At 42.6% G+C, this 13732-nt stretch carries 8 protein-coding genes and 1 tRNA gene; 7 read left to right on the plus strand and 2 right to left on the minus strand.

Features of this window, described 5'->3' with window-relative positions; genetic code table 11:
- Positions 1 to 400 precede the first annotated feature (400 nt).
- A complete protein-coding gene (gene pabB, locus G3R48_RS13630) occupies positions 401 to 1870 on the minus strand; it encodes an aminodeoxychorismate synthase component I (RefSeq protein ID WP_153665201.1) in 1470 nt (489 codons plus the stop codon).
- Positions 1871 to 2253: 383 nt separating this feature from the next.
- Here pabB and G3R48_RS13635 point away from each other — a divergent pair, with 383 nt between their 5' ends.
- Together G3R48_RS13635 and G3R48_RS13640 are read left to right on the plus strand one after the other, a co-directional pair.
- Positions 2254 to 3810 carry a fumarate hydratase gene (locus G3R48_RS13635; protein WP_153665199.1) on the plus strand — a complete coding sequence of 519 codons (1557 nt, stop codon included), beginning with the start codon at positions 2254 to 2256 and terminating at the stop codon, positions 3808 to 3810.
- A gap of 277 nt (positions 3811 to 4087) precedes the next feature.
- Positions 4088 to 6139 (plus strand): dipeptidyl-peptidase 5, encoded by a 2052-nt coding sequence (locus G3R48_RS13640; protein ID WP_153665197.1) that lies wholly within the window; start codon positions 4088 to 4090, stop codon positions 6137 to 6139.
- 402 nt (positions 6140 to 6541) lie between these two features.
- Here the strand turns inward: G3R48_RS13640 and G3R48_RS13645 are convergent, their stop codons facing one another.
- Positions 6542 to 6688, minus strand: a complete 147-nt coding sequence (locus G3R48_RS13645) for a hypothetical protein (RefSeq protein WP_153665195.1) — start codon at positions 6686 to 6688, stop codon at positions 6542 to 6544.
- 354 nt (positions 6689 to 7042) lie between these two features.
- Between G3R48_RS13645 and G3R48_RS13650 the strand changes: the two genes are divergently transcribed.
- The 5 genes from G3R48_RS13650 (at position 7043) to G3R48_RS13670 (ending at position 13710) form a co-directional block, all read left to right on the plus strand.
- Positions 7043 to 7675, plus strand: coding sequence for a YchE family NAAT transporter (locus G3R48_RS13650; protein ID WP_153665193.1), 633 nt, complete (start codon positions 7043 to 7045; stop codon positions 7673 to 7675).
- A gap of 146 nt (positions 7676 to 7821) precedes the next feature.
- Positions 7822 to 7911, plus strand: a tRNA-Ser gene (locus G3R48_RS13655).
- 503 nt (positions 7912 to 8414) lie between these two features.
- Entirely contained in the window at positions 8415 to 10319 is a 1905-nt protein-coding gene (locus G3R48_RS13660) for an ABC transporter ATP-binding protein (RefSeq protein ID WP_153665191.1), read from the plus strand.
- Positions 10316 to 12214 (plus strand): ABC transporter ATP-binding protein, encoded by a 1899-nt coding sequence (locus G3R48_RS13665; protein WP_153665189.1) that lies wholly within the window; start codon positions 10316 to 10318, stop codon positions 12212 to 12214. Before G3R48_RS13660 ends, G3R48_RS13665 begins: the two co-directional genes overlap by 4 nt.
- Positions 12215 to 12240: 26 nt before the next feature.
- Positions 12241 to 13710, plus strand: a complete 1470-nt coding sequence (locus G3R48_RS13670; RefSeq protein ID WP_153665187.1) for a glutathione synthase — start codon at positions 12241 to 12243, stop codon at positions 13708 to 13710.
- Positions 13711 to 13732 lie beyond the last annotated feature (22 nt).

The following is a 13732-nucleotide window of genomic DNA, read 5'->3' on the forward strand; positions in this document are numbered from 1 at the left end:
GTATTGTCTGTTGACTTTCTCAACAAAGAATAACTTAACCCTAATTTTTTTAGGGTTATGTGATAACGATATAATCGAGGGAAGTGAGTGGCGGATTTTTAGCTAAAAATGTCTGTTTTAAGTGATTTTTATCAAAATCTGTGAGCTTAAACATAGTGCGATGAGTAATGAAAATGTGTAGCTGTCTAACTACTTGTAAGTAGGTGGTGATTAACATGTTAACAATGGTTGCTAAGGGTGATATTTTTTATTGAAAGTACATTATATGAAAGCGTATTGGATATGCACAGAGTAGTGATTTTTGAGCCGTTAACTTTATTGACCAAGGTTAACGACGGACTTTTACAATCTGAGGTGAATTATCAGTTTGCGTAAGTAGTGCATTATTCGCGATTCGCGTTTAGCTGGCCGTTAAAACAGGTAAGATTTTGCAGACTTTATCAAAACTTTCTTGGTATTCAGCTTGGGCTTGCGAATCAGCCACAATGCCACCACCAGCCCAGCAATAAATACGCTTATTGTCGGTGACCAAGGTACGAATCGTAATACTGGTATCCATATGGCCATTTTGGCTAATGTAACCAATACTGCCGCAATATATTGAGCGGCGTGATGGTTCAAGCTCTTCAATGATTTCCATCGCCCTAATTTTTGGTGCGCCAGTTATCGAGCCGCCGGGGAAGGTGGCTTTTAAAACATCAATACTGTTTTTGTCATCTGCAAGCGTTGCGGTCACCGTGCTGACTAAGTGATGCACCGCGGGAAAGCTTTCTATCTCAAAAAGCTTTGGCACTTTCACACTGCCCGGGGCGGCAATTCGGCTTAAATCGTTGCGCAGTAAATCCACAATCATTAGGTTTTCAGCGCGATCTTTTTCAGACTCTTTTAACCGCTGCGCCAGTAACGCATCATGTGCCTGAGTCGTGCCACGGGGCAATGTACCTTTAATTGGCTTAGTTTGTACTTGCTGTTGATTAACTTGAATAAAGCGCTCTGGAGAAATAGATAAAATGCAATGTTTTTCAAGGCGAACAAATGCTGAAAAGGGCGCTTTATTGACTTGTGATAATTGGCAATATGCTTGCCATTCATCCCCCTGATATTGCGCATCAAAGCGTTGAGTTAAGTTTATTTGGTAGCAATCTCCGCTTAATAAATAAGCTTGAATTTGAGCAAACTTATCAACATATTGCGCTTGGCTAAGTTGGTTGTGCCATGGGCTAGTTAAGTTAAAGCGTGATTGCTCAGGCGGTGGGGTTACATGTCTTGGCGCATGAGTACTTGCTGGAGTAAAAACTTGTGCTTCAATAGCGTCAAGGTGTTGCAACAAGGCATCTTCGCCTAAATAGTGACTAGCTGTCCATGTTTGCTGCTGATAATCAAACATTAATACGAAATCATAAAAGCCAATATTAAGTTCATTTAAACCAATGTCGTTGTTTGCTTTGGTTGGCAGCACTTCAAGTTGGCGACCTAAGTCGTAATTAAATGCCCCTAATGCACCGCCAGTAAAGGGCAGGTTAGTTTCATGGACATGCGGATACAGTGCTTGCTGTGCACAAGACAAAGCATCAAAGGCGTTACCTTGTTGCTTAATTTGTTGTTGTAATTGGGTGAGCGACGGCCTGTTTTTGGGCGTATTTAATGGACTGTTTGCCGTAATCGTTAATTGATAGTTTTCAGCACAAGCCGTTAATGTCGCAATTGGGTTTATGGCAATAATGTCAACGCGGGCATCGATGTGTTGAGTGTTAGCTGAGTCTAATAACATTGCCCAAGGCGTGTGCGCAAAATGGCTAAACAAGGTATGAGTGTCTACTTTCCAGTCAAGTTGAACACTGGCCAGAGAACTATGTAAGCGCAAAGACATCGATGACCCTTATCTAAAATGTGATGTAGCCCAAAAAGGATGGAAAGAGTATCATATTGCTCACAAAAGGATTAGGGCTTGTTGTTCTTGCATGATGGTTTTATCGGCAAAGTCGCTGACAAAAACGATTTAAGCTTGATAGTCAACGTAAAAACACCAACACACCGGCCATATTTTGAGCGATGGTGGCTGTAATTAAGGTGACTTTAGGTTCAATCAGCGCAATAAGTGTTGTCTCGATTGTCATTAATTTTGCTGCAATGACAGTGACATAAACGTGGTTATATGTGGATTAACCATTATGTGAAAATCACAAGCCCCAACTAGTTTGATCTAAAAACGATAAATAAACTACGCCATTATGGCTGCTGGAGCGCACCAATATGTCTACTCATAGTGACACCCTTTCACATCCTGTTATTGTCAAGCAAGCCGACTTTATTGAAAGCATTGCTGACGCACTGCAGTATATTTCTTACTACCACCCTAAAGACTTTATTGATGCCATGCACCAGGCTTATCTTCGTGAACAAAGCCCGGCGGCAAAAGACGCCATCGCGCAAATTTTGATTAATTCTCGTATGTCAGCACAGGGCAAACGTCCATTGTGTCAAGACACAGGTATTGTGACCTCGTTTGTCAAAATTGGGATGAACGTGCAGTGGGACAAAACCGACATGACCGTTCAGCAAATGGTCGATGAAGGCGTGCGCCGAGCTTATACCAATCCAGATAATCCTCTGCGGGCATCAATTGTTGCCGACCCAGCAGGTGGACGTAAAAATACCAAAGATAACACCCCGTCAGTCGTGCACATTGACATGGTAGCCGGTCATCATATTGAAGTGATGGTTGCAGCCAAAGGCGGTGGCTCTGAAAATAAATCAAAAATGGCGATGCTTAACCCCTCTGATGATATTGCCGCATGGGTTGAAAAAACCTTACCGACAATGGGCGCAGGTTGGTGTCCACCGGGCATGTTAGGCATAGGCATTGGCGGCACAGCTGAAAAAGCGGCGGTGATGGCTAAAGAGTCGTTGATGGACCCCGTTGATATCCATGACCTGCTTGCAAAAGGTGCAGAGACGGCAGAAGAAAAGCTTCGGGTTGATATTTTTAATCGCGCCAATGATTTAGGCATTGGCGCACAAGGGTTAGGCGGTTTAACAACCGTGTTAGACATTAAAATTAAATCAGCGCCGACACATGCTGCTTCAAAACCTGTGGTGATGATCCCTAATTGTGCTGCGACGCGTCATGTGCATTTCCACCTTGATGGCACTGGTCCTGCTGATTTAACCCCACCATCGCTTGAAGATTGGCCTGAAATTACCCGCGAAGCAGGCGAAAACACCCACCGCGTTAACTTAGACACCGTAACCCAAGCTGAAATTGAAACATGGAAAAGCGGTGATACGTTATTGCTTAACGGCAAAATGCTCACTGGGCGTGACGCTGCGCATAAACGCATTCAAACCTTAATGGAGTCTGGCGAAGGTTTACCTGCAGGGGTCGATTTCAGTGGTAAATTCATTTACTACGTTGGCCCAGTTGATCCTGTTGGTAATGAAGTCGTCGGCCCAGCAGGTCCTACAACGGCAACCCGTATGGATAAATTCACTGACCTGATGCTTGAGCAAACTGGCTTAATGGGAATGATAGGAAAGTCAGAACGTGGTCCACAAACGGTTGAGTCGATTAAAAAGCACAAAGCCGTATATTTAATGGCTGTTGGCGGCGCAGCGTATTTAGTGTCAAAAGCCATTAAGAAATCACGCGTAGTAGCGTTTGAAGACTTAGGCATGGAAGCCATATACGAGTTTGATGTGCAAGATATGCCAGTAACGGTTGCTGTGGATAGTCAAGGGGTTAACGCTCACGAAACCGGTCCTGCTATTTGGAAGGTTAATATCGCTGAGGCTAAAAAAACGTCAGCGTGATATCTGTGTGAGCCCATATCAATGTGACAATCATTAAGTCACATTTTAACGCTTAAGCAACGTCTTTAACGAAAAGCAGTTGCTTGGGCGTTTTGCTTTCGATAATCTTAAACACCTTTTTGCAAAAACGTTAATGACTTTGGGTTTATTTGAAACGGCTTATTTGAACAGTTCACTGCAGCCAGTAGTACGCAAAGTGATTAACATTGCAATGAATAACAATTAATGACTATTCAGTTTTTTGCATAAATTATAATAACAACAGAGAAAATCAATAATGAAAACAAGTGCTCTTATCTTGGCACTCGCTGCTGCGGGGGTGGCCAATACCAGTGTTGCCGCGCAGTCAGAAGCCTTTAATGTGCAACATCTCGTTAATTTAAATAAACAACATTCAGCTGTGGTTTCTCACCAAGGCGACACGTTAGTTTACGCCTTAAAAGTCATCGATGAGGATGGTCAATCTACTTCAGACTTATACCAACTTAACCTTAATGATACAAATGCCCAGCCTAAGCGTCTCACATCTGTCAAAGGCACTGAGCATGACGTGGCATTTTCTCATGACGATAAAGCCATTTATTTTCTTGCTAACCGACACGGCAGTAGCCAACTTTATCATTTATCACTAAATGGTGGCGAAGCAACCCAGGTTTCAGATTTACCATTGGCCGTTGATGGTTTCAAACTGTCATCTGACACCAAGCAAGTTGTGATGACAATGCGGGTATCACCTGATTGTAAAACACTGACTTGTAGCGCCGATTTAATTAAGCAACAAGCCCAACTTAACACCTCGGGCCGTCACTATAAGCAATTAATGGTGCGTCATTGGGATACATGGGAAGACCATGCCCGTAACCATTTATTTGTTGCAAGCCTTGACGGTAACGTCATTAAAGATGCTGTAGATATCACCGCAGGGTTAGACACTGAAACCCCGCCAAAACCTTTCTCTGGCATGGAAGAGGTGACATTTACCCCAGATGGCAAACATGTTGTGTATACCGCCAAAGCCCCAAGTAAAGATCAAGCTTGGACCACCAACTATGACTTATGGCAAGTGTCTGTTGCTGGTGGTGAGGCCGTTAACTTAACTGAGTCAAACAAAGCATGGGATGCGCACCCAGCATTTTCTGCCGATGGCCGCTATTTAGCTTATCTTGCAATGACTAAACCCGGTTTTGAAGCCGACCGTTTCCGCATTATGTTACGCGATAATGTTACCGGAAATGAAAAAGAAGTCGCGCCATTATGGGACCGCAGCCCGCATTCACTCACTTTTAGCCCAGATGGTCGTAAATTGTATGTCAGTGCCCAAGATGTAGGACAGGTGAGTATTTTTGAAGTAAATACCCAATTTGGTGATGTGCGACCAATATACAACGAAGGCAGCAACAGCTTGATTGCCGTGACCAATGACAAATTAATTTTTAGCCACAAGTCTTTAGTTGAGCCCGGTGATATATACAGCGTTAACTTAGAAGGCGAGCATTTAACACGTATAACCAATGTTAACCAAGCAAAATTAGCCAAAATTAAATTTGGTGAATTTGAGCAATTTAGCTTTAAAGGCTGGAATGACGAAAAAGTCCACGGCTACTGGATTAAACCTGCTAACTATAAAGAAGGTGAGAAATATCCTATCGCCTTTTTAGTCCATGGCGGCCCACAAGGGTCATTTGGTAATTCATTCTCTGGGCGTTGGAATGCACAGCTTTGGGCGGGGGCCGGTTACGGTGTTGTCATGGTCGACTTCCATGGTTCAACTGGTTATGGCCAAGCCTTTACTGACTCGATCACTCAAGATTGGGGCGGTAAGCCACTAGTTGATTTGCAAAAAGGCATGGACGCAGTCACCAAGCAACAACCTTGGTTAGATGCAGGTAATGCTTGTGCATTAGGCGGCTCTTACGGCGGTTATATGATGAACTGGATCCAAGGTAAATGGAATGATGGCTTTAAATGTCTGGTGAATCATGCGGGTCTATTTGACATGCGCTCAATGTATTATGTCACTGAAGAATTGTGGTTTATTGAACATGAATTTGGCGGCACATACAGTGAGAACAAAGACCTGTACGAGAAGTTTAATCCAGTAAATTATGTTGAAAACTGGCAAACACCGATGATGGTTATCCACGGTCAACAAGACTTTCGTGTTCCATATGGTCAAGGCTTAGGTGCCTTCACCTACATGCAACGTAAAGGTATTCCGTCGGAACTGGTGGTTTTCCCTGATGAAAACCATTGGATACTTAACCAAGACAACCTGCAACTGTGGTATAAACATGTATTAGGTTGGATGGATCGCTGGACGGCAAAATAGCCTGGCAATATCAATAGTCTGTTAGTGGCTAATAAAAAAGGATGCGAGTGTCGCATCCTTTTTTTATGCTCAAACCAAACCAAACCAAATCTAACCAAATTAAACCAATCTACACTTAGCCAAGGTAACTAATCAAACTAGGCTATCTGAATTAAATAAGCTTAAGCAGTTGGCATTAAGCTAAGTGGTGTTAAATAACCAATGACAAAATAAGGCAATTTAAACGCAAAAAAGGGGGCTGCGCTATTTGATAAATAAAGCAAAATTGTAATAGTGCGTTGATACAAGAGCGAGGAAAGTTAACTAAATACGCAGACACTGTGAATGGTTAATTAAAAAACTATTGTTGAACTCCCTGTCTAAGCAATAGTTTTTTAAATCCGAAAGCATTATCGAAACAATTTATCCCGTTTTTTGAGTGTGCCCTAAAGGCTTAGTTTTGCTGGGGACATCGGTTGGAGTATGACCACAAAAAAAGGTCATTCTTCGACGAGATAAAGTAATTTTACGGTGAGTGTGTTTAGCACTCGAATGGTTACGCTTGTTCATGATAAACCTTGTGGAACGATGTAAAACACTCATATGCACTGAATGCAGGAATGAGCATCCTTGTAACGGGGACACAGAGTATAGCGCAAAACAAGGATGAATTTCTCGTATACCATTGTTTTATTTTCTTATAACTGAATTTTAAATACTTCAGCCCTTTTAAGTGTTGTATCAAATCGTGACCTTCTTCAAAAATATTATATAAGTTAGAAAAACTAATGAAAATTGTGCCTTGTGTGACAAAAACTCATTTTGAATAAATCATTATCTAAGCTAGAGTTGCGCAAAATTGGCTAGACTAATTACAATGCTGCTTAACAGCACTGAAAATCACTTTGTTTTGAGGAAACGAAATTGGACTATATGTTGTTTTTCAAGTTCTTTTTAGGGCTTGTGGCAATTATTAACCCTGTGGGGTTATTACCTGTGTTTGTCAGTTTAACCAGTCATCAAACTGACGTTGAACGTGAACGGACAAATCGGGTAGCCAACTTTGCGGTGGTAGTTATATTGTTGGTAACGATTATCGTTGGGCAATATATTTTAAATATGTTCAGTATTACCCTGTCGTCATTTCGAATAGCAGGCGGTAGTTTGATTTGCTTAATCGCAATGTCGATGTTGCAAGGTAAAATGAGTGAAGTTAAACGCAACAAAGAAGAAGACCGTGAATCATCGGGTATGGAGTCGGTTGCCGTTGTGCCATTGGCATTGCCTTTAATGGCAGGCCCAGGTGCAATTAGTTCCGTGATTGTATTTGCCTCAGAACATGATTCAGTGATTAGTCTCGTCGGTATGTTCATTACTGTTATTGCCTTTGGGGTGCTCAGTTGGTTGCTATTTAGAATGGCGCCAGTGATTTTCAAGCTATTAGGTAACACAGGTATTAACGTCATTACTCGTATTATGGGGCTGCTTATGCTCTCTATTGGTATTGAAGTGATAGCGGCTGGGCTTAAAGGTTTGTTTCCAACGCTTGTAGGCTAACAGGTAATGCTACTACCTTATTAAGGGGAAATTAGCGCGCTAATGCCTAGCAAATGTGCAAACGCGATCAATTACAGACTTTTTAACTTGACCCTTTAAAACCCTTTGCGTAAAGTACCGCCCAGATTCAGCAATGAGTCAACAACGGTGAAATGTCTGAGTGGCTGAAGGAGCACGCCTGGAAAGTGTGTGTAGGAGAAATTCTACCTAGGGTTCGAATCCCTATTTCACCGCCAAATTTAAAAAAGCCCGCTATTTTATAGCGGGCTTTTTGCTGTGTTTTTTTACTTTTTTCACTTTAACTTCGTCTTTTCTTTTTTGTCTCGTCTTAAGTAAATAATCCATTTAGGATTTTTTAAGGTAATGAAATGCCAGAATGAGTTTAAGGTCACTTTTAGTGACTAAATGCACCGCAGTTTCGTTAATTTTGCGTCATAAGAGCAACATTTGTTTGGGTAAACTGTTATATATTGCGCGCATAAAAATCACGTTGAAACGGCGCTTTGTTAGCTCGGCAAATCAGTGCCATCATTTTGATCTATTGTGTTTTTTTGTATTTTATTATTGTACTTTTTTGTAAGTCAATGATGATTTTGACACTAAGATAACGTGATGGATTTTATCCGTTCGCATTAACGCTAAGGGTGAGTAACATCATCGGCTATAAATTGCTGCTCAACCCGATAGCAATACCCATAGGCATCGCAACAGATAAGGCTTAATTGTAAATAGAAACCCTATGAATATTCTTTGGAAATTAAAACGTTATATTTTAATGTTTAAACGACACTACCTTATTGCGATAGTGGCGCTGCAAGTGGTGGCGTTAATTAACCTGGTTCCGTCATGGCTCATTGGTAAAATTGTCGATGGCATTAGTGACGATACCTTAAATGGACAAATGTTATTTATCCATGTCATGGGGATCGTCTTAGCTGGATTTGCCATGTATGGATTACGGTTTGTATGGCAAAGCCAGTTATATGGCGCATCAGTTGCTATCACCAAAGTGATCCGCAGTGATTTATTTGAGAAATTCTCTCGCCTTACACCGACTTTTTTTGCGCGCCTTAGCACTGGCGATTTAATGGCACATGCCACCAATGACTTAAATGCCGTAGAAGAAACCATGGGAATGGGGATCATGACCCTTGTTGATTCAGTTATTGCAGGGTTAACCGTGATTGCAGGGATGGTTTTTGTTGTCAGCGGCCAATTAACTGCTATCGCATTATTACCGTTTCCTTTATTGGTTATTGTGACTCGCCGTTATGGGAAAAAACTGCATCAGGCGTTTAGTCGTGCTCAAGGGGCATTTTCACAATTAACTGAAGAAGCCAGAGAAACCGTTTCAGGTATTCGCGCCGTGCGCTCACACGGGATTGCTCACCGTCAACAACAACGGTTTAATCAAAGTATTGACGATACCGTTGATGCCAACTTAGCAGTTGCTAAGGTTGACGCTGCTTTTGCGCCGACGATTCAATTGGTTTATGGCTTATCATTTGTCATTTCTCTTGGTTATGGCGCGTGGTTGATTGAGCAAGGCGTCATTACCGTTGGACTGTTCACCACATTCACCTTATACCTTGGGCAATTACTTGGACCCTTTTTACAATTTGGTTGGCAATTTAACGTATTCCAGCGTGGCAACACCTCATGGCAACGTTTAGAGAAGCTATTTGCTGAACAAATTGATGTCACTGAGGGCAAGCAAACGTTGCCAGCGACTACCGCGGCTAATATGACATTTGATATTAAACGCTTTTGTTACCCACACGCTAATCACGCCGCATTGTCAGCAATTAAGTTTGATCTACCAACAGGTGGCTTAGTGGGTATAAGTGGCCCAACGGGTAGCGGTAAAAGCACCTTGTTGCAGCTTGCCTTACGTCAGTTTCAATTAGATGCACAGTCAAATATTTACCTTGGCGGGGTTACTATTGACAGTCTCACCTTTGAATCTTTGCGCAGCAAATTAGCTTGGGTACCACAAAAACCGCATTTGTTCTCAGGCTCAATTGCCGACAACATTGGTTTGGGCAATCCAAATGCCAGCCGTGAAGAGATTGTTCACGTTGCAGAGATGGCAGGGATTAAAGATGAGATTGAGGCAATGGAAGCCGGTTTTGATACCCAAATGCGTGAAGGCGGCAGTAATTTATCTGGTGGGCAGCGCCAACGTGTCACGTTAGCCAGAGCACTATTAACCCAGGCCGATATTTTATTGTTGGACGACCCATTTAGTGCGCTAGACATGAAAACTGAAGTGATTGTACGTAAAAACCTCAAAGCGCATTATGGCCACAAAACCATTTTATTAGTCACCCAACGCTTAACCAATTTAATCGAAGCCGACCACATATTAATTTTACATGAGGGCGAAGTGACCGAGCGTGGTAATCATCATCAATTAATGGCCAATAACGACTGGTATGCCACGGTTTATCAGCGTCAAAGCCAATTAGGCCAAACTATTGGGACAAGTCAGTCACAGCCTGTTGTACCTCATGATTTGGTTGATGAGCGAACGGTGTCAGAAGATGTGGCTCAATTGCATACGCACGCACAGAGAAAAAACAATGCCAAACGAGATAAAGACGCTGAGGTAAAAATTACCCATGAGTTGGAGGACAAGTCATGAGTCAAGGTTCTCAAACTGCGGTTAATAAAAGCGTAACCCAATCCACAACAGACACAACGCAGCCAATAAAAAATAGTACCTTATACCGTCGTTTACTCGCGTTTTCACTGCCGCATAAATTGCGTTTTGGTTTTGCCTTTTTAATGTTGGCATTAGCGGTTAGCGCTGAAATGACTATCCCTTGGTTGGCAAAAATAGTACTCGACGAGATGATTGTGCCGCAGCAATTTCAATGGTCGCAATTACTGACATTAACCGGATTAGTTATGCTGTTTTACGTGTTGGCGGCCGGGTTTGGTTACTTACAAGGCTTGGTGTTTAAACACAGTGCATTATTAGTTGTAAAAGATGTTCGTGAGCAACTGTTTAGCCATGTTTTACGCTTTCCAATAGCAACATTTGATAAATTATCTACGGGTAAATTGGTGTCTTACATTACCAATGACACCGAAGCATTGCGCAATATGTTTGTGTCAACGCTGCCCACGGTTATCCAAGGTGCGCTGCGTATCATTGCCATTTTTATCGCCATTGCCTTACTCGACTGGCACTTAATGGTATTGAGCTTAGTGTTAATCCCCGTTTTACTGTTAACCATGCATTGGTACCGCAAAATCTCAATGCCCGTATTTGATGGTATTCGAGTACAAGTGAGTAATATTAACGGTCAAATTAACGAGTCGTTACAAGGTATGTCACTTATTCAAGCTTTTAGGCAAGAAAAAGCCTTTCAAGAAAAGTTTGAACAAGAAAATAAGCGCTGGTTTGAGTTTCGCAGACGCTCCATTGCCATCGACAGCTTAATGTTACTGCCGTTAACCCGACTTATTGGCACATTAACCGCCGCGGGCATTGTGACTTGGTTTGCTGGGGCGTCGATGTCAACCGTGATTGAAATTGGTACCTTGTATGCTTTTTTAAATTACATTGAACGCTTTTTTGACCCGTTTAGGCAATTATCAATGGAGCTGAGAAAGCTGCAAGTGGCAACGGTGGCGTCTAAACGCATTTTTGAGCTATTAGATGACCCAGCTGAGCGCCACGATAACAACCAACCACCCGTTGTATTTAATGCAAATCATGATATTGAGTTTCGTAATGTGACAATGGGCTATGAGGCTGATAAACCGGTACTTAAAGATGTCAGTTTCATTGCTAAAAGCGGCGAGTTTACCGCGATTGTAGGTCATACGGGCAGTGGTAAAAGCTCGGTAATTAACTTATTAATGCGCTTTTATCAACAGCAACAAGGCGAGATCTTGATTGGCGGGCAGTCATTAAACAGGTTACCAGAAGCGCAGTTGAGACAACTCTTTGGTTTAGTGTCCCAAGACCCAACCATTTTCAGCGGCAGCATTGTCGATAATATTGATTTATCGGCAACTGAGCCCAATGGTCAAATGAATCCACAACAAGTTCGAGCTCACCGTGTTGATAAAGCCATTCGTGCCGCGCAGATGGTAAAAGCCGAACGCTTTATTGCACGCTTACCTAATGGCTTTGACCATCAACCAAGTAATAGCGGTGCGTCACTGTCGGTTGGCGAGCGTCAATTATTGGCACTTGCGCGCGCCATTTCACATGATCCGAAAATCTTTTTGCTCGATGAAGCTACGGCGAATATCGACAGTGAGTCAGAAGAAACCGTTAAGCAGGCATTAGAAAATATTCAAGATGGGCGCACCGTTATTACCGTTGCGCATCGATTGTCGACCATTCAAAGCGCAGATAACATTCTGGTTATGAATGCCGGCAAACTGGTGCAAAGCGGCACCCATAACCAGCTTATTCAACAAGACGGTGATTATCGCGACTTATACCTAGCGCAACAAGCTCAAGAAGAAAGTGAACATCAAAACAGTACGCTCGGGTTAACCCCAATTAGTGCAGCGTAAGTGTTTAATTAACAGAGTAATGAACGATGACAACAGATAAACAATTATTACCACAAACGGCGATTGAAGAAATTTGTGAGTGGGAAATTATGCATGGGGTCGCATTTCGTCAAGCTGATAACAGCGCCAGGCATGTGCCATTTAGCATTGCGCCTATGACCATGCAACGTAAGGTATTTAACCACTTACAAACGGTCACGCCGTTGATTGCCAAATTAGTCAGTAATGTGGCAGAAGATCATGATTATTTACAAGCCTCTTTAGGTGATATGTCCAAAGCCGATCCGTTTTTTGGCCGGTTAATGGAATTACACCAACAAGCTCACGGCGATAGCCACCAGCGATTAAAGCCTGCACGTCAACCTTTGTTACTGATGCGTACCGACTTTATGGATGACCGTCAATTTGGTGCCAAAGTTATTGAATTTAATGGCATTGCTGCCGGTATGGCGCCATTTGGCCAGCGGGCGACTCAATTACATCGTTATATGCAGCATCAATGGCGCGATGTATATCAGCAATGGTTAGAAGACGACCAAGCCACTGCGGCACACAATGAAGGCATGGAGCAACTGGCATTGGGTATTGCCACTGCTGCGCATAAAATACGTCAGCATTTTACTCAGGCTGAGCAATCAACGCAGCAACCGACTTTTTTGATGATTGTTCAAAAGGATGAAGATAACGTTTATGACCAACATCTGCTAGAGGTAGCGCTGCAGCAGCTTGGGGTTAACACTCTTAGACGCACCTTTGAACAATTAAGTCAGCAGTTATCAACGGGTGAAGGACAACGTTTACTACTTGATGGTGTTGGCGCAATTGACGCGGTGTATTTACGTGCAGGTTATCAATTTGGCGACTATTGGGCTCCAGAGTTAAACGAGTCGATTTGCTGCCACACACTTAGCCAAACGCGGTTATTTATTGAAAAGCATTACGTGGCGTTAAATGCCACCATTAGCCAGCAATTAGCGACAAGTAAGTCAATGCAAATGCTGTTAACTATGATGCCGGCTAAAGATTACGGCCGTTGGGGGTTAACCATAGATGAAGCTAACTTAGTTAAAAGCGTGTTAGCTGATATGAAGCCAATCACTAAGGAAAATATTGCTTGGTTTAACAATGAAGCTGATAAATCGCAATGGGTACTAAAAAACCAAGGCGAGGGCGGAGGTCATTGTGTATTTGGTGATGACATTAGCGCCACGCTAGCTAAATTAACAGCAACAGAATATGACGCATGGGCGCTAATGCAGCGGTTATTCCCTCATGAACGTGAAACGCCAACCATTGCAGTGCGTGACCATCAACAAACCATTGTTAACGATCTCGTCAGTGAAATAGGTTTGTTTACTGCTCATTTTCAAGGTGAAGCCGTGACAGAGGCAAACGGTTATGCAGGCTATTTAATTCGCAGTAAACCTGCTAGCGAAAATGAAGGTGGCATTCATAGCGGTCAAGGTATTTTAGACTCGTTAGTGTTGATTGACTAACTGCAAGTTAGCTTAGGCCAAC

The sequence above is a fragment of the Shewanella intestini genome, assembly GCF_018221465.1.
Lineage (GTDB): Bacteria > Pseudomonadota > Gammaproteobacteria > Enterobacterales > Shewanellaceae > Shewanella > Shewanella intestini.